Annotated in this window: 17 protein-coding genes; 5 read left to right on the top strand and 12 right to left on the bottom strand. The window is 67.9% G+C overall.

Annotated features, from left to right (window positions below):
* Window positions 1-23: 23 nt before the first annotated feature.
* From ACWEVR_RS17960 to ACWEVR_RS17940, 5 genes are all read right to left on the bottom strand, one after another.
* Window positions 24-875, bottom strand: a complete 852-nt coding sequence (locus ACWEVR_RS17960; RefSeq protein ID WP_452467840.1) for a YybH family protein — start codon at window positions 873-875, stop codon at window positions 24-26.
* A gap of 92 nt (window positions 876-967) precedes the next feature.
* On the bottom strand, window positions 968-1,912 hold the full coding sequence (locus tag ACWEVR_RS17955) for a sigma-70 family RNA polymerase sigma factor (RefSeq protein WP_452467839.1): 945 nt from the start codon (window positions 1,910-1,912) through the stop codon (window positions 968-970).
* A gap of 60 nt (window positions 1,913-1,972) precedes the next feature.
* On the bottom strand, window positions 1,973-2,596 hold the full coding sequence (locus tag ACWEVR_RS17950; RefSeq protein ID WP_452467838.1) for a TetR/AcrR family transcriptional regulator: 624 nt from the start codon (window positions 2,594-2,596) through the stop codon (window positions 1,973-1,975).
* A complete protein-coding gene (locus tag ACWEVR_RS17945) occupies window positions 2,596-4,143 on the bottom strand; it encodes an MFS transporter (protein WP_452467837.1) in 1,548 nt (515 codons plus the stop codon). Before ACWEVR_RS17945 ends, ACWEVR_RS17950 begins: the two co-directional genes overlap by 1 nt.
* 155 nt (window positions 4,144-4,298) lie before the next feature.
* Complete coding sequence (locus ACWEVR_RS17940) at window positions 4,299-4,883, bottom strand: TetR/AcrR family transcriptional regulator (RefSeq protein ID WP_452467836.1); 585 nt, start codon at window positions 4,881-4,883, stop codon at window positions 4,299-4,301.
* A gap of 109 nt (window positions 4,884-4,992) precedes the next feature.
* Between ACWEVR_RS17940 and ACWEVR_RS17935 the strand changes: the two genes are divergently transcribed.
* Entirely contained in the window at window positions 4,993-5,919 is a 927-nt protein-coding gene (locus tag ACWEVR_RS17935) for an NAD(P)-dependent oxidoreductase (protein ID WP_452467835.1), read from the top strand.
* On the opposite strand, the gene ACWEVR_RS17930 is transcribed toward ACWEVR_RS17935, so the two are convergent.
* The 3 genes from ACWEVR_RS17930 to ACWEVR_RS17920 are packed head-to-tail and all read right to left on the bottom strand — an operon-like array spanning window position 5,882 to window position 8,843.
* Window positions 5,882-6,619 carry an SDR family NAD(P)-dependent oxidoreductase gene (locus ACWEVR_RS17930; RefSeq protein ID WP_452467834.1) on the bottom strand — a complete coding sequence of 246 codons (738 nt, stop codon included), beginning with the start codon at window positions 6,617-6,619 and terminating at the stop codon, window positions 5,882-5,884. The genes ACWEVR_RS17935 and ACWEVR_RS17930 overlap by 38 nt on opposite strands.
* Window positions 6,616-7,623 (bottom strand): phosphotransferase family protein, encoded by a 1,008-nt coding sequence (locus ACWEVR_RS17925; RefSeq protein WP_452467896.1) that lies wholly within the window; start codon window positions 7,621-7,623, stop codon window positions 6,616-6,618. Before ACWEVR_RS17925 ends, ACWEVR_RS17930 begins: the two co-directional genes overlap by 4 nt.
* A gap of 11 nt (window positions 7,624-7,634) precedes the next feature.
* Window positions 7,635-8,843 carry an acyl-CoA dehydrogenase family protein gene (locus tag ACWEVR_RS17920; RefSeq protein ID WP_452467833.1) on the bottom strand — a complete coding sequence of 403 codons (1,209 nt, stop codon included), beginning with the start codon at window positions 8,841-8,843 and terminating at the stop codon, window positions 7,635-7,637.
* A gap of 129 nt (window positions 8,844-8,972) precedes the next feature.
* On the opposite strand from ACWEVR_RS17920, the gene ACWEVR_RS17915 reads away from it, so the two are divergent.
* Window positions 8,973-9,845: a TetR family transcriptional regulator gene (locus tag ACWEVR_RS17915; protein WP_452467832.1), complete on the top strand. Its 873-nt coding sequence runs from the start codon at window positions 8,973-8,975 to the stop codon at window positions 9,843-9,845.
* A gap of 69 nt (window positions 9,846-9,914) precedes the next feature.
* On the opposite strand, the gene ACWEVR_RS17910 is transcribed toward ACWEVR_RS17915, so the two are convergent.
* The 4 genes from ACWEVR_RS17910 to ACWEVR_RS17895 form a co-directional block, all read right to left on the bottom strand.
* Window positions 9,915-11,054, bottom strand: coding sequence for a serine hydrolase domain-containing protein (locus tag ACWEVR_RS17910; RefSeq protein ID WP_452467831.1), 1,140 nt, complete (start codon window positions 11,052-11,054; stop codon window positions 9,915-9,917).
* Window positions 11,055-11,100: 46 nt separating this feature from the next.
* Window positions 11,101-11,898, bottom strand: coding sequence for a helix-turn-helix domain-containing protein (locus ACWEVR_RS17905; RefSeq protein ID WP_452467830.1), 798 nt, complete (start codon window positions 11,896-11,898; stop codon window positions 11,101-11,103).
* A 126-nt stretch (window positions 11,899-12,024) separates the two neighbouring features.
* Window positions 12,025-12,966: a phosphotransferase family protein gene (locus tag ACWEVR_RS17900; RefSeq protein ID WP_452467829.1), complete on the bottom strand. Its 942-nt coding sequence runs from the start codon at window positions 12,964-12,966 to the stop codon at window positions 12,025-12,027.
* Window positions 12,967-13,054: 88 nt separating this feature from the next.
* Window positions 13,055-13,504 carry a MarR family winged helix-turn-helix transcriptional regulator gene (locus ACWEVR_RS17895; RefSeq protein WP_452467828.1) on the bottom strand — a complete coding sequence of 150 codons (450 nt, stop codon included), beginning with the start codon at window positions 13,502-13,504 and terminating at the stop codon, window positions 13,055-13,057.
* 106 nt (window positions 13,505-13,610) lie between these two features.
* On the opposite strand from ACWEVR_RS17895, the gene ACWEVR_RS17890 reads away from it, so the two are divergent.
* The 3 genes from ACWEVR_RS17890 to ACWEVR_RS17880 all read left to right on the top strand — a co-directional run bounded on the left by ACWEVR_RS17890 (window position 13,611) and on the right by ACWEVR_RS17880 (window position 17,150).
* The gene (locus ACWEVR_RS17890) at window positions 13,611-14,786 is read left to right on the top strand and encodes an MFS transporter (RefSeq protein WP_452467827.1); all 1,176 of its coding nucleotides are present in this window, start codon (window positions 13,611-13,613) and stop codon (window positions 14,784-14,786) included.
* A gap of 130 nt (window positions 14,787-14,916) precedes the next feature.
* Window positions 14,917-15,798, top strand: a complete 882-nt coding sequence (locus ACWEVR_RS17885; protein ID WP_452467826.1) for a DMT family transporter — start codon at window positions 14,917-14,919, stop codon at window positions 15,796-15,798.
* A 131-nt stretch (window positions 15,799-15,929) separates the two neighbouring features.
* Complete coding sequence (locus ACWEVR_RS17880; RefSeq protein WP_452467825.1) at window positions 15,930-17,150, top strand: ABC transporter substrate-binding protein; 1,221 nt, start codon at window positions 15,930-15,932, stop codon at window positions 17,148-17,150.
* The last annotated feature ends 151 nt before the right edge of the window (window positions 17,151-17,301 follow it).

Below are 17,301 nucleotides of genomic sequence, written 5' to 3'. Positions count from 1 at the left end.
GCGGCAGTACCGACGCAGGGTGGTCACGCACTTCGCGGCGGCTCGTCCTCGGGTCCGAGATCCGTTGCCGCAACACCGGTTTCCGGGTCGTAGGGGTAGGACACGTGCTGGTGCACGAGCAACCACCGTCCACCACGCTTGCGGAATACCCGGGTGCCTCGCGACCACGAGTGATCGACCTGCCCATCGGCGTCCTCGGCGCTCATGTGGTTGAGGCCCCACACCACGGCGAGATCACCGCGGACCTCGACTGCCATTTCGGGGACGTCCCAGGTCACCCGCCCGGGGGCGGCGAGTCCCCGCCTGCAGACCTCGCGGACGTTGTCCGCGCCGGTGTAGTGCAGCGGTGCGTCGTGTTCGTAGGATTCGACGTCGTCCGCGATCTCCGCCATCAGGCTGTCGAGGTCCTTCTCGGCAGCCGCGGCGAACCACCGCTGATGCAGTGCGCGGATCTCGGCGATGTCGTCGGCCGGGTCGGCGGTGGTGTCGGGGAACGAATGGTGTTCGTGGGCCACCGTCCACCGGCCACCTTCCTTGCGCAGGCCGAGAGTGAGGCGCAGGCGGGTATCGGGTTCGGCCGCAAGCTCTTCCGGTGATCCACACCGAAGCAGAGCGTGTGCGTAGGCGATGTCGGAGCCGGCCGACACGTTCAGCTCGACGATGTCGAAGGCGGCGCCGCCGCCGAGCCAGGTGAAGAACGGTGGCCAGGTCTGCCGGTAGGCATCGATGCCACGGACGCCGTTCTGCGGTGGCGGTACGTCGTACATGACGATGTCGGCGGTGTGATCGGCCAGCACATGCTCGAGGTCACCGGCGCGGACGGCCGCGGCCCACTCGTTGATCAGGGTGCGGATCTGGTCTTCGTCGTGCGACATGACGGTCTCCCTTCGAGGTGCCGAGGGCGGGCCCCGGCCGTGGGAACGTCCCACTAACCGGTATGACCCAGCCGGTCGTGCCGAACTAATCGTCAGTCGGTCACGAATTCGGGGAGGGCGAAGCGGGCGAACAGTGCTGGGTCGAGGAACGACACCACATCGGTGATCGCACCGCCGCGCACTGTCAGCACATCGAGGGCCATGGCCGCGAAGACGGAACGCTCGGGGTCCCACCAGTAGGTGCCGAACGCAGTTTGGCCGTTGGCAACGGTCGGACGGAAGCGCCAGCGCCAGTGCAGCGGGCCGGTCACCAGGAATTCCCGGATCGCCGGTTGTCCGGCATACCACTCGGGCAGTGGCGGCATGGCGTAGCGGGCGTCGGTGGCGAGCAGCGCGACGATGCCGTCGACATCGGCGTTCTCCCAGGCGGTGGCGTATCGCTCGGCGAGGCGGCGCGCCTGCGGATCGTCGGGCGCCACAGACGGTTCGCGCTGATCGAGGCGGGCCCGCGCCCGTTGTAGGGCGCTGTTGGCCGATGCCACGGTCACGTCGAGCAATTCGGCGGTCTCGCTCGCGGTGAAGCCGAGGACATCGCGCAACAGCAACGCACCCCGCTGCACGCCCGGCAACTGCTGGATCACCGCGATGAACGCCAATTCGATCGACTCGCGAGCCGTATAGCGTGCCTCCGGCCCGGGCTCCCCCACCCCGATGCCGGGGTACGGTTCGAGCCATATCCGTTCGGCCGCAGGCACATCCGGCTCCGAATCCATCGGGAGTTCGCGGCGGCCGCGCTGTGCGAGCATGGTCAGGCACCGGTTGGTCGCGATCTTGTACAGCCACGGCCCGAATTTGCCGGGGTCGGTGAGGTTCGCGCGCGAGCGCCACGCGCGGAGCAGGGCCTCCTGCAGGGCGTCGTCGGCATCATGAACCGAACCGAGGAAGCGGTAGCAGTGCACGTGCAGTTCCGCGCGCAACGGGCCGACGAGGCGGTCGAACTCGGCGCGATCGGCGGCGGGACCATCGGCACTGTCCACCTCGCGATCATGGCACACCTCAGGGTTGGGTGCTTGTGCCCAGATTGTCGATGGCGCGATTCATACGGGTCTCGGAGGCGACACCCGATCGCTGTCGACCGAGCCGCTTCGCGACAGCGCCTTCCGGAGAACCGCTCGGATGTGTGCGGGGTCGGCGTCCCGATCATCGAGGAGGATGGCAGTACACAAACCGTCGGACAGCGCGACGAAAGCCTCGATCGCATCGGGGTCGTCGGTCTGTGTTCGGGCGAGCTCGGCGACTTTGTCGCGCCAGGCGCGCGCGGCTGGGCGCAGCGCCGGACGGCGCGCCGCGAGGGTCGACAGTTCCCGCTCGGCGAGAGCTCGTTCACGTCCCGGGCCGGCGGATTCCGCGATGAGTTCCGACAAGCCGTCGAGGGGATCGTCGTCGGTGTCGATGAGATCCTGGATGCGGTCTGTGTACTGCTGCGTGACGCTCGTCAAGGCGGCCACCAGCAGATCGTCCAGGGTGGCGAAGTAGTAGAGGGTCAGGCTGGTGGTGATCCCGGCTTCCTTGGCGACGGTGCGGTGGGTGACACCCGTCGCGCCGTCGCGGCGGACGATCTCCAGCGTTGCCTCGATGATCTGAGCTCGTCGCCGGTGGCCACGCGCCTTGCGTCCGTCGGCAACGTCCGGCTCGACTGCCATCGCCTTGTCGTCGTTCATCACTCGCTCCCGGATGGCGAGGCCGCCGCCTCGGTCGGCCGACCGGCGGTACCGAGGGGCTCGAGGTGCCGCAGCGTCACGAAACACACCAGGGAAGCGATCGCAATCGCGGCACCTGCTGCCATAGACGCGGTGTTGAGTCCAACGGTGAACACGGTTCGCGCATGCTCCAAAGCGTCGCCTGATATCCGGCTCGCCAACGATGACGCGCCGGCGAGGCTGTCACTGTAGGTCGCGGCCACCGCTGCCGACAACCCGGCGGGGATCTCGATGCTGCCGCGGTAGATCGCGGTGGTGAAGCTTCCCAAGAGTGCCACACCGGCTGCGATGCCGAGTTCCTGGACGGTCTCGGACAGTGCGGCCGCCGATCCTGCCTTGTCCGGCGGCGCCGCGCCGACAACGATGTCGGTGCCGAGCGCGGCGATAACTCCGAGGCCGAGATAGACAAGGGCGAAGCCCACGACGACGGTGCCGTTGCCGTCGGTGCCCGCCAGTGCCAACAACGCATACCCCGCCAGCGACAACGCCAGGGTCGCCGCCATGACCACACCGGGCGAGACACGCCGCGCCAGCAACGGTGCCCCGATGGCGCCGACGAGCATGGCAAGCGCGGGCGGACCCATCCACAAACCGGCCGTTGTCGGGGAGAAGCCGGCGACGAGCTGCAGGTATTGCGTCACCAGGAACATCGCGCCACCGAATCCGACGAGGCCGATCAAGAGCACCGACAGAGCCGCGGAGAAGGTCGAACTGGTGAACAGCTTCACGTCGAGCAGCGGTTCCGGCAGACGCAGTTGACGGCGGACGAACGCGACGGCGGCGACACCACCGACGACAGCGGCCGTCACCGCGGGGAGGTCGATACCGTGCGCGGCGGCATGCTTGATCGCGTAGACGACCGGCAGTATCGCCGCCAGTGACAGCCCGGCACTGGGCACGTCGAGCCGACCGGCAGGTGACCATCGCTCCGGAAGGAGCGTGGGCGCGGACGCCAGCACCAGCAGGGCGACCGGGACGGCGATGAGGAAGACCGCACCCCACCAGAGTGCCGCGGTCAGCACGCCACCCACGATCGGGCCCGCGGCCATCCCCAGGCCGAACGCCGTCGCCCAGACACCGATGGCCGATGCTCGCTGCCCGGGGTCGGTGAACATCGTGCTGATCAGGGAAAGGGTCGAAGGCATCAGCGTTGCCCCGGCCACTCCGAGCAGCGCACGCGCCGCGATCAACCACAAGGCCGTCGGAGCGAATGCCACCGCGACCGAGGCTGTCGCGAAAAGCGCCACTCCGATCATCAGGAGCCGGCGCCTACCGACCCGGTCCCCCAGCGTTCCCATCGTGATCAGGAGCCCGGCGATCAAGAAGCCGTAGGCATCCATGATCCACAACGTCTCGGTCGCGGAAGGATCCAGGTCAACGGCCAAACTCGGAACAACCAAGTACAGGGCCGTCACATCAAGGCCGAGCAGCATGGTCGGCAATGCCAACAGCGCGAGCCCACCCCATTCCCGCCATCCCGCGCGCCGATTTTCCTGATCACCGCTCATCGCCGAACCCCACCTAGTTGAACTAACGTACTATTTGTACGATAGTTCAAGTTACTCGCGACGACTCCGCTCGGCAACAGCTCCGTTCAAGGTCGACTACGGAACGATGGGGCGAGCACGAAAGCGACGAACCAAACCCCGTGAGCTCATGACCCTTACGGGCGGGATGCGGCGTAGGAACCGATCAAGCGGGCCAGTTGTCGACCCGTCGCCCATAGCGGTTCCTCGCTGCGGTTGACCTGCGCCGTCACTTCGGCGCCTTCCAGGGCACTGATGATGGTGGTCGCCAGTTCCCGGGCGTCGCCGACCCCGAAACCGGAACGCAGAAGCTTGTCGACGACCGCCTGCTCCCAGCCGCGCAACGCCTCGGCACACGCCTGCTGGATCTCGGAGTCGACGCCCAGGGTTTCCAGCGCCGCTGCCGTGACCGGGCAGCCGTCGGTCCAACCCGACGCGCGCAGACCTTCGGCGAGCTGCCGCGCGAAGGCTTGAACGCCCGCACCCGGCTCCTCCTCGCCGGCCAGCGCGTCGCGGAGGACCTCCGCGAACTCCCGACCGCTGTGCTCGATAGCAGCGACCGCGACCGCCTCTTTGCCACCGGGAAAGAAGTGATACACGGAACCCAGCGTCGCCTCCGCCTCCTTGGCGATCTGCTTGATGCCCGTGCCGACATAGCCCTGCCGCTGCAGCAGCCGCGCTGCGGCGATGACGATCCGGTCCCGAGTGCTGGCCTGTCCCATGCATCCACCCTACTGGATAGAGCGTTCGTTTTAGAGCCGTGGTAGGTTCAGTCTGGCTAGAACGTTCGTTTTAATCGCCTAGTGATGCGCACCGACGGAGGTCTTTTCGATGAAGAGCAAGCAGTCCGTAACCGTCATCGGACTCGGCCCCATGGGGCAGGCAATGGTCCAGGCCTTCCTCGACGAGGGACACCACGTCACCGTCTGGAACCGCACTCCGTCCCGTGCTGACGCCCTCGTCGCGCGTGGCGCCGTACTCGCGAACTCCGCCGAAGACGCCGTCACCGCCAACGAGCTGGTCGTCCTGAGCCTCACCGATTACGACGCGATGTACACCGTGCTCGAACCGGTCGCCCACGCACTGGCCGGCCGCGTCATCGTCAACCTCAGCTCCGACACCCCGGAGAAGACCCGCGCCGGAGCACGATGGGTGTCCGAACGCGGTGGGGTCCACCTCACCGGTGGCGTCAACGCCTCGCCCTCCGGTATCGGACAACCGGGGTCGTCCACCTTCTACAGCGGTTCGCACCGGGCCTTCCAGGCACACCGATCCACCCTCGAAGTCCTGACCGGCACCGACTACCGGGGTGAGGACCCCGGCCTGGCGGCACTTCTGTACCAGATCGGCATGATGATGTTCTGGACATCCGCGCTCAGTTACTGGCAGGTCGTAGCACTTGCGGACGCCAACGGGCTCACGGCAACCGACGTCCTCCCGTATGCCACCGAGACCATGACCGGACTGCCGGACTTTCTTTCCTTCTACGCCGAACGCATCGACGCCGGAGAACATCCTGGCGACGTGGACCGCCTCGCCATGGGCATGGCAAGCGTCGAGCACGTCCTGCACACCAACGCCGACGCGGGCGTCGACACCACACTCCCAGCGGCCGTAGCCGCTCTGTTCCGGCGCGGCATGAACGCGGGACACGCGGCGGACAGCTTCTCCAGCTTGGTGGAGCTGATGAAAGGGCCGAAGTCTAGTCGCGACAGCGCGGTCAGGCCCGGTAGCCGTCGGTGCCCGCGCGGGACATGACGATCGTCGGCACCACTGCGCGGGCGGACAATCGCAGCAGCGCGTCGACCATCTCGACGATGTCGTTCACGGCGAGCATCTGCTCAGGGGGAACCCGATCGTGGATCCAGGCGCTCATCTCGGTGTCGACGTAGGCGGGTGCGATGGCGGTGGCGGTGACTCCGTTCCCGGATTCTTCGGCGTTGAGCGTGGCCAGCAGTGAGATCAGCGCCGCTTTTGCCGCGCCGTAGACGGCGAGCCCGGCCTCGGCGTAGACACCGGTGATCGATGACAGCGCAATGACTTTCGCACCGCGACCGGGGTTTTCCCGGGCTCCGGCGCGCAACAGCGGCAGTGCGCCCTGGATCAGCTGGATGGGAGCGCGGACGTTGACTTCCATGGTCTTGTCGAAGCGCCGCATCGACGATTCGGCCAGCGGGCCCGCGGTACCGACACCCGCGTTCAGGATCAGTGCCGACATCGTCGCGAATCGATCCGTGTGCGTGCCGAGCACGCGCGCGACGCCCTCCTCGTCGGACATATCGGCAGCGGCAACGACCACTTCCGCCGCGCCGTCCGCACGCAGTTCCGCGGCGACTGCGTGCAGGCGGTCGACGTCGCGCGCGGTGATGGTCAGCGAATAGCCCTGCTGCGCCAGGTGTTTCGCGATGCCGAGGCCGATACCCCGGGAGGCGCCGCTGATGAGTGCGGACCTGGTCATTTCCGGTGTCCTTTCATCGCCCGCAGCCCGGCCGCCATGAATTCCGGCGTCGCCTCGGCCGCGCGTTCGGCGCCTGCTCCGGCGCCCGAGCCCTGGAGCGCGCGGTGAGTGATGCCCTCGCCGATCACGCCGAGTTTGAAGTTGGCGAGCGCGAGGTAGAACCCCCAGTCGCCCAGGTCTCGGCCGGAGGCCGTCGCGTAGGTCTGTGCGAGAGCGTCGGCGGTGGGCATCCGATCGCTGGCCCACGCGGCCGAGGAGCCGAGAACCAGGTCGAACACCGGTGAGCGGTACACACACATCAGCGCGACATCGGTGAGCGGATCCCCCAGTGTCGACATCTCCCAGTCCACGACGGCACGCACCCGGCCCGGATCGGCCGCGTCCAGAATCGTGTTGTCGATCCGGAAGTCGCCGTGCACGATCGAGGCCGCGGAGGCGTTCGGCACTGATTCCGCCAGCGCCGCGTGCAGCGCCGCGACATCGGCGAGCTCACGGGTCTTCACCCGATCCCATTGGGACGCCCACAGATTCACCTGCCGTTGGACGAAACCCGTGGGACGTCCGAACGTGCCGAGACCCACCGCGTCCGGGTCGATTTCGTGCAATCGGGCCAGCACGCGCACCAGCTCGGCCGCGCTCGCCGCCACCTGGGCGTCGGTGAGGGCGGCGAGGTCGTCCTGGTCGCGGATCACCGTTCCGTCGACGTATTCGACCACGGTCATAGGGGCGCCGAGCGCGGTGCCCTGCGCATCGAATGCGACGGTCTTCGCGACCGGCACCGCCGAGCCCTCGAGCGCCCGGGTCACGGTGAATTCGCGGGCCATGTCGTGGGCGGAGGGGGTGAGCCCGGCGACGGGCGGACGGCGCACCACCCAGGTCGACTCGTCGTCGGCGACCTCGAAGGTCAGGTTCGAGCGGCCACCGCCGATCAATGCCACCCGCAGCTCACCGCGCACCGCGACCCCACTGTCGCGCAGGAACTTCTCCAGTGCGACGACATCCATTCCGGGAAGGCTCATTTCATGTCCTGCTGTGCGCGACGGGCCGCGCTCACCGCGCGTTTGGCGATGGCCCAGCGGTGCACCTCGGACGGACCGTCGTAGATCCGGAACGGCCGGACCTCGCGGGAGAGCCGAGCCAGCGGCAGGTCGGCGGAGACGCCGAGGCCACCGCACATCTGCATGCTGCGATCGATGATCCGGAAGATCGCCTCGGCCGCATAGGTTTTCGCGATCGACGTCGCGTTCGCGGCGGGTTCGCCGAGGTCGAGTTCCCAGCATGCGCGGGTCAGCAGTGCCCGCGTAGCGGCGATGTCGATCTCGTTGTCGGCGATCATCTGCTGGATCATGCCGAGATCGCCGAGCCGCGAACCGAATCCGCGGCGCTCGGCCACCCGCGCCACGGCGACGTCGTGACCACGGCGGGCAGCTCCGAGCCAGCGCATCACGTGAGTCATGCGGGCAGGCCCCAGCCGCACCTGGGCGTATTCGAAGCCCCGGTCGACCGCCCCGAGCACAGCCGAGTCGGGGACGAGCACGTCGTCGAAGAACACCTCGCAATGGCCGCCGAGCATCGACCGGTCCAGGGTGTCGATATGGCGGCCCACTCGGATTCCCGGGGTCTCGGCCGGGGCGAGGAACATGGTCGCGCCACCGCGATCTCCGGGTTCACCCGAGGTGCGGGCCATGATGATGAGGAAGCCCGCGCCGTCGGCGCCGGTGATGAACCACTTGTGACCGTTGATCCGCCACCCGCCCTCGGCGCGCACGGCGCGGGTGGTCAGCGCGGAGGGGTCCGAGCCCGCACCGGGAGCGGGTTCGGTCATCGCGAAGGCAGAGCGGACCTCGCCGCGTGCCAGCGGAGCGAGGAACTGTTGCTTCTGCTCGGGATCGGCGATGTGGGCGAGCATGTGCACATTGCCCTCGTCGGGGGCCGCGATGTTCAGTGCCGTCGGGCCGAACAGCGAGTAGCCCGCTTCCTCGAAGATCGGTGCGCGGTTCACCATTCCCAGTCCGTGCCCGCCGTATTCGGTCGGTGCGTGCGGTGCGAACACACCGGCCTCGCGTGCGGCGTGTTGCAGATCCTTGCGCAGTGCGTCGCCGCCCGCGGCAGTGATGTCGCCGTCGTGCGCGTCCTCGAACGGCAGCACCCGATCGCGAACGAACCCGCGGGTGCGGTCGGCCAGCCGCTGCACCTCGGGCGGATAGGACAGATCGATCGCCACGAAACCACTCCTCGCTCCCAGACCGAACGATCGTTCGGCGTCGGACACTCAGCACACTGACATGTCCGTCAGTACCTGTCAACAACTGCGCTTTTCGGCCTCGTGTTATGTTCAGCTATTCTGAACACCATGTACACGCTCGACAACGGACCGACAAATCTGGGTGCGCGGCTGCGAGAAGCGAGAGTCGCGGCAGGGCTGTCGTTGCGGGAGACCGCGCGCCGCATCGGGGTCAGCCCGGCCACGCTCAGTGCCGTGGAGACCGGCAAGACGGGCGTCTCGGTACCCCGGCTCCGCCGACTGGCCACCGAACTCGGCACCACGACGCAGTGGCTGCTCGACGAGTCACGAAACCCGGTGACCACACAGCGTCCGCGCGGCGCCGTCACCGAGCCGATCACCGAGACGACCCGCGCATGGCGTGAGTTCCCGCCGCTCGACATCGATCCCGTGCTCACCGCCGCGATCGAATCCTTCGTGGAAACCGGCTACCACGGCGCGACCATGCGGTCGATCGCGCACCGGGCCGGCATGAGCGTGCCCGGCGTCTACCACCACTACCGCGACAAACAGGACCTGCTGGTGCGGGCCCTCGACCTCACCATGGACGAGCTGCACTGGCGCGTCGGCGCCGCCCGGAGCGAGGCAGCCACCGGTCGCGACCGGCTGATCCGCACAGTCGAGGCGCTCGCGCTGTTCCACACCCATCGCCGCGAACTCGCCTTCATCGGCGCCAGTGAGATGCGAAGCCTCGATCCTGCCAATCGACAGCGCATTACTCACTCCCGCAACATGATCCAATACCTGCTCGACGAAGACATCGACGCCGCCCTCGCCGAGGACAACCGCGCCACCGACCAGGCGAAAGCCGCCGGACGCGCGATCGCGACAATGTGCACCGCCCTCCCACAATGGTTCCGCCTCGACGGCCCGTCCACCCCTGAGCAGATCGCTACCGCCTACGCCGACTTCGCCCTCGGCCTACTCGGCATGAGCCGCTGAATTCCCGGTACACCTGAGCCGGATGATTCCCGGGTGTCGTGGGTCCGGTTCCGGGGAACCTGCGCACTGTCAGCGCGGTGACGGACCGGGGCGACCGCCGGTCAGTGTTCGCAGGAGAGCATCGAGAGCAGCATCGATCGCATGCGGTTGCGGGCGACCAGACGGCGCCAAAGTATTCCAGCGCTGGAGATTCAGCGCGAGGGAGGCTTGGCGGGTTCGGTCGGCGCTGGTCAGGGTGATGGCGCCGCCACCCCAGACCGAGCCGTCGTGACCCCAGAAAGTCCCACAGCCGGGAATTTCCATCCGGTGCAGTCCGAGCCCGTAGTCGACGGTCTTGCCTTCGAAGGAGATCACCGCGACGGTGCGCTGCATCCGTTCCAGCATCGCGCGGCTGATGATCTCACCGGCGAGGAGCAGATCGAAGAACCGGTTGAGGTCGGCGACGGTCGAGATCAGGGAAGCCGACGGGCCTACCCACGACATGTCGTAAACGCTGTAGTCGCGCGGCGGGTCGATCATGCCGAACCAAGATTCGTAATGCTGGGAATGCGGCCCGTCGATCTCGGGCCCCGCGGGCAGTTCGGTATGGCGCAGACCGGCACGTTCGATGACATTTCGGGTGATGAATTTCTCCGCCGAAGTCGCCGTGACCGCCTCCATCAGCCGACACAGCAGCAGGTAATTGGTGTTCGAGTACACCCCTGGCGGCTTGCCGGGGACACCGACCGCGGGTGCGGCGACGCCCAACCCGATCAGCTCGTCCCAGCTGAACTTGCTGAACCTGTTGTCGTCCAAGCTTTCCGGTGTCGTCCTCGCCAGATCGGGGAACGCGGCCAGCGACGGGTAGGCGTGTGGGAGGTATTCGGCGAGACCACTGGTGTGGTTGATCAGCATCTCGACCGTGATCGCGGCGCCGCGCTCACCCGGGACCAGATCCGGCAGATAGTGGCCGATCGGCGTATCGAGCCCGATCTCGCCGGCTTCGACCAGCTGCAGCACGGCCGCGGCGGTGAACGTCTTGGTGATGCTGCCGACACGATGTCGCATATCGGCCGTGACCGGCCGGCCGGTGGCGAGGTCGGCGACCCCGGCAGCGCCGCGCCAGATCCGCTCACCGGCACGCGCTTCGGCGAACACTCCCGGCACTCCGGCGCGATGCACGGTATCGAGTGCGGCCTGTAGTTCGTCGGGATCGAAGAAATCACTCACGGCATATGTCCTCTCGTGGTCGTCGCCTCGGCTGAGGCGAACACCACTATCGGCCGAGCGGAACCGTCGAGTATTGAGAAAATGTTCCCCACGCCCGGTGGCGGTAGCGCGCGATATCGGGCAGATACCGCGTGGCGAGCACGCCAGGTGTGCTGCCTGCGAAAATGGATACATCCCGGTGCAGATGCGCCTGATCCGCGTAGCCTCCTTCCGCTGCGACCTCGGCGGCGGACCGACGCGCCAGCAAACCGTCTACCGCACACCGGAATCGGACCAGCATCGCCGCACGTTTGGGCGTCAAGCCGATCTGCGACTCGAACCTCGACCAGAGACGTTTGCGGCTCCACCCGCACGACCGGGCGAGGTCGGCGACGCGTACCTGCCCCCGGGCGGCGAGTATGTCGTTCCAACAGGCGATCACCTCCGAGTCCGGTTCGCGGCGCAGATCACTCCGTGTCAGAAAGGATTTCGTCAGGGCAAAGCGCTCATCCCAGTCCGAGGCAGCGGACAGTTCAGCCCGCAGACGCCGAGCCGGTTCACCCCACAGTTCCTCCCACTCCTGCACGCCTCGACCCAGATCGCGCGGGCTGACACCCAAGAGCGAATAGGCGCGCACCGGCGACAAGCGAATCTCGATGCACTCGGCTCGCTCGCTACGAACACGCATCGCCTCGAGCGCAGGTCCGGCGACGAGTCCGGTCAACCTCTGCCGGCCCACGGCATCGTCGACGACGAACCCGGCATCTCCGAAACCGATCACCACGGTGACCGCCGGCGCCGCCGCGACGCGAAGGTCCAAGCCCTGTCCCTCCCCGGTACGAAACCCGAGGATCGCTGCCCCCACACCCCCACCCTCAGCCGGACCCGCGAAATCCGACCCGACACCACCGAACTCCATCGCTCCCACCCGACCAGGCTGATGAAGGCCACGACCATCAGGAATTCCGCTGGCGCGCAAGGTCATTCACTCTCATCCACGACCAGGGCACAGCCCGTTCGCGAACGGTTGCTTTCGCCAGACGTCGAGAGCGGGCGCGAGCGCGTCGGCGAGGATGGGCTGCTGGTCGACCAGGGTGAGGCAGGTGATGGCACGGACCATGCCTACCGCCTCGGCGAACTGTGCGACGCGCGGGTCGAGCGGACGTGTTCCGTTGGCCCTGGCGGCGGCGTCGTAGGCGGCGGCCCCCTCGGGGCCCATGGCGGCCAGATCCCATTCGATGGGGCCGAGGCAGGCGAGTTCGAAGTCGGCGTAGAGATGGCCGGTGCGGGTGGTGACGATATTGACCGCGGGCGCGTCGCCATGGATGGGCTGCGACGTGATGCCGGGGAACTCGGCGTCGAACGCGGTGCGCGAGGAGACCAGGGGTTCCAGCAGTGCCCATTCGCGGCGGACTCGGTCCAGGTCAGCCGGGGCGAGGAGGTCGGGGCGCTCGGCGAGCACGGTCAGGCTCGTGGTGATGGTGTGTGGTTCGGCGGCGGCGAGGAACGGCAGGTCGCCGGGATAGTCGCGCAGGGCGAGGTGCAGGTCGGCGACCCGGGCGGAGTTGTGCACGTAGTCGGGTTCGACGTCGGGGTCCTGGTCGACGTACTGCCAGAACGTCATCGAGAAGCCGTCGCGGCGTACGGGTTCGGCCGGGACCAGCGGGCTCGGCGGGATCACGGGGATTTGCCGGGTGGCCAGCCACGACACCACATCGAGTTCGATGCGCTGGCGCAGGTACTGCTCGTGGACGGGGAGGGTGACCACCGTCGGTACCCGCACCACGACCGGCGCGGGGGCGAGGTGCACCACCACGGAGAACACGTCGTGCAGGACAGCGGGGTCGGTCACGGTGAGCCCCTGTGCGCGGCCGGCGGCGACGGCGGCATCGACGGCCCGCGCGGTGCGGTCGGCCAGTTCAGCGGTACTCATGGAGGACGACATGGGCACCGATGGTGCCATGGTCGAAGGGTCCACGGCCACAAAGTAATGGCTACCAGGGACCAAAGCGTTCTCGTGCTCAGCGCGGTGCCGGAACACCGTGTAGAAAGCCCACCAGCGGCGCGAGTTCGGGGATCGCCTCGGCGTCGGCGAGTGCCTGTTCGAGGATGCGATCGTGTGTCGGGCGCGCCTTTTCGTAAGCGGCCCTTCCGGTTTCGGTGAGCTCGGTGTAGATGCCGCGGCGATCGTCGGCGCACAGCACCCGGACGAGGAAGCCCCGATCCTCGAGCCGGTTCACCAATCGCGTTGTCGCGCTCGCCGACAGCGCGGCGGCGCGAGCCAGCTGGGAGATCCGCATGTGCCAGCCGTCCTGGCGGGCCAGGGCGTCGAGCACGGTGTATTCGACGACCGAGAGTTCGTGCTCGCGCACCAGCTCGCGCTCGAGTGCGCTCTCGATGTGTCCGTGCAGCGCGGCGAGGGTGCGCCAGCCGGTCGCCCGCACCTCGACGGCGTCATCAGCAATACCCATGTGACGAGTATAGCTGGCGGTTGCAATAGAGCGCGTGTGCAACTATCGTCGCATGCAGTTAGTTGCACACGCTGGTTATCGGCTTTTGGTGAAAGGAAGCGTTCACATGCCACTTGGCCTCATCGCTCTCGCGCTCGGGGGCTTCGGCATCGGACTCACCGAGTTCGTCATCGCCGGGCTGCTCTCGCCGGTCGCCGCCGACCTCGGCGTCTCGGTGCCGACGGCCGGATATCTCATTTCCGGCTACGCGCTCGCCGTCGTCGTCGGCGCCCTCGCGCTCACGCCGGTGGTCAATCGCTGGCAACCGAAGCGGGCATTGCAGCTGCTCATGGTGCTGTTCACGGTCGGCAACGCGGCCTCGGCGCTCGCGCCCGGCTATACCGCCCTGCTCGGCGGCCGCGTCCTGGCCGCGCTCGCACACGGCGCCTTCTTCGGTATCGGCGCCGTGCTCGCCGCCTCGCTCGTGGCCCCGGAGAAGAAGGCCGGCGCCATCTCGATCATGTTCGGCGGCCTCACCATCGCCAATGTCCTCGGTGTTCCGCTGGGCACGTTCATCGGCCAGCAGTGGGGTTGGCGCGCGACCTTCGCCGTGATCACCGTCGTCGGTCTGCTAGCCCTCGCCGGGATCACCGCGCTCGTGCCCGACTCACCCGCGACTGCCGCGCGTCCGGACCTGCGGGCCGAGCTGTCGGTGTTCCGCAACACGCAGGTCTGGTATTCGCTGGTCATGACCGTGCTGGTGTTCGGTGGCATGTTCGGCGCCTTCATGTACATCGAGCCACTGCTCACCCGCGTCACCGGCTTCTCCGACGGACTGGTGCCGTGGCTGCTCGTGCTGTTCGGTGTCGGCCTGTTCCTCGGCAATCTGTTCGGCGGCCGCTGGGCCGACCGCGCGCTGACCCGCACGCTGCTCGGACTCACCCTCGCGCTCGCGACCTCACTCGCCGCCTTCGCGCTGCTGGCCGACAGCAAGATCGCGGCGCTGCTGTTGCTGCCCGCCATGGGCTTCTTCGGCTTCGGCGCGACGCCCGGCCTGCAGATGCGGGTGCTCGAGCACGCGGGCGCCGCACCGACGCTCGCATCCTCGGCGAATATCGCCGCCTTCAATGTCGGCAACTTCCTGGGCGTATGGCTGTCGGGCCTGGCGATCAGTGCCGGGTTCGGCTGGGTCTCACCGCTCTGGGTCGGTGTCGGCTTCGCGGTGACCGGGCTGGCGGTCTTGCTGGTGGCCACCAGGTCGCGGGCGGAGTCTCCGGCGGCCCCGGAACCTGTTGCGGCCTAGGCGAACTGGCGGAATATTGACGAAAGTTGTCATATCAGCCACTAGCGTAAGGCCCGGACCGCCGAAATCATAGGATGAAAATGGGTGAGCGCCGTGCTCCCCACGGGATCGGAAATGGTGGGTGAGCCGGGTGAGTAGGCGCGGGTGGGTCCTGTTCCTCGCCCTCGGAGTGATCTGGGGTGTGTCGTACGCGATGATCCGCATCGCGGTCGAGAGCATCGACCCGGTGGTCGTCGCGTTCGGCCGCACCGCGATCGGTGGCCTGCTTCTTTTACCGATCGCCCTGTACACCAACGCCTTTCGCGGCGTCCTCGCTCGCTGGCGGATGCTGCTCGCCTACACCGCCGTCGAGATCATCGGCCCGTGGGTTCTGCTCGGCTACGCCGAACAGACCCTGCACAGCTCCACCGTCGGCATCCTGCTCGCCGCGGTGCCGCTGATCGCCGTCGTTCTGGTGACGATGCTCGGCCACGACCACTTCGACGGCCGCCGCACGCTCGGCCTCGCCGTCGGCTTCGCCGGCGTCGCGGCGCTGGTCGGTCTCGACATCGACCTCACCGCACCGGCGGCGCTGGGCGCGGTGGCCGTGGTGACCATCGGCTACGCCATCGGCCCGATCATCTACGACCGCACGCTCGCCGATCTGCCCGCACTCGGCGTGGTCACGGCGTCGCTGCTGCTCGCGGCCCTGGTCTACACCCCGTTCACCGCGGTGTCCTGGCCCGAACACATCCCCGCCGATGCGGCCTGGTCGGTGCTCGGGCTCGCCGTGATCTGCACGGCCGCCGCGTTTCTCGTGTTCTTCGCGCTCATCGCCGAGGTCGGTCCAGCCCGGGCCACCGTGGTCACCTACATCAATCCGGCGGTGGCGATCGTCCTCGGCATCGCGGCACTCGGCGAGCCGTTGACGATCGGCATGGCGATCGGCTTCCCGCTCGTCATCATCGGCTCGATCATCGGCACCCGCAGCGCCACCGCGCGCGTGCGCGACGCGGTGCCCGTCCGGACCTGAACACACGAAACCACCCGATCGACACGTCGGGCTGCGCCGATTCTTCGACTCGGTATGCGATCCTTCGGCAGATACGAGCGCTCGTCTCGCACGGTTCATTCCACTCGCATCCGCCATCGACAGGAGATGTCATGGACGCAGGCCCCACCGCCCGCAGCGAGGCACCTCTCCCCCGCATCGAAGCAGGCCGACCGGTTCTGACCATCGGGGTGGTCGTCGCGCGCTCGGGCCGGCTTTCCAGCCTGGGCGACCCACTCGACTTCGCCCTCGCGGAGCTCGCCCCTCACCTGCACCGGCTGGCGCCCCGCGGCACCCGACTGCGGATCGTCGGCCGCGACAGCAAGTCGACCGCCGACGGTGCTCGCCAGGCGGTCACCGAACTCGTCCGGGACGAGCGGGCGCGCATCGTGCTCACCCTGGCCGGAACCCAGGTTCTGCCGGTGGTCGCCGACACGTGCGACAGCCTCGGCAGCGTCTGCGTTTCCAGCACCTTCCCCTGGCAGGTGTACTACTACGGCCGGGGCGATCGGCTGTTGAAGCGGGCGTTCCATTTCTGCTGGGGTCTCGACGACATCGCCGAGGTGTTCGCCGACCTCTGGGAGCGCGCGGCGCCCGACGGCCCGGCGGTCGGCTGCCTGTGGAACGACGGCCCCCAGGGCAACTGGTCGCGCCACCACGTCCACGGTTTCGCCCCCGTCGCACGAGGACGTGGTCACCGACTGGTCGACCCGACGGGCTATCACGAGCCCGCCACCGACTTCGACACCCACCTGCGCGCTTTCCGGGACAGCGGTGTCGAGCTGGTGACCAGCGCGGCCACCACCCGCGACCTCACCCTGTTCCGAAGCAGGGCAACCGACTTCGGTTGGCACCCGCGCCTGATCACCTGCTCCCGTTGGCTCGCCTACCCACCCTCCACCTGCTCCGGCGTCGAGGCAGGCCAGGACAACGTGGGCACCCTGGCCTACTGGACGCCTGTGCACCCCTACCGGTCCTCCCTCGACGGCACCATCGCCGCCGAACTCGCCGACGCCTACACCCAGCGCACCGGACGGCCGTGGTTGCAGCCCCTCGGCCTGGCCTACGCCCTGTTCGAGGTCGCCGTCCACGCGCTGCGCGCCGCCGACGATCCCACCGATCCCGACGCGATCGCAAAGGCATTGCACCGTACCGACATCCAGACCATCGCCGGCCGACTGGACTGGACCTCGGGACCGGTGCCCGGCGTCGCGGTCGTGCCGCTGGCCGGTGGACAGTGGCAGGTCACGGCCGGGCACGCATACGACCTCGCTGTGATCACCCCCGGCAGTGTCGAGGGCCTGCGGCCGACCGCGGATCTGATGGTCTGTTGAGCACGCGTGTCGCCCCTGAATGCCCAGCCCGCCGCGTTATCGTTCGATGGCATTTCGCATTTCTCCTGATGGCCCACCCGGATTCCCGGCGCGCCACGCTGTCAGCCGATCCGGGTGGACGACCGATTCGTCCTTCCACGGAACAGAACAA

This window comes from Nocardia sp. NPDC003979, from assembly GCF_053605015.1.
The sequence above is the reverse complement of the archived record's forward strand: the minus strand, read 5'-3'. Positions and strand labels throughout refer to the sequence as shown.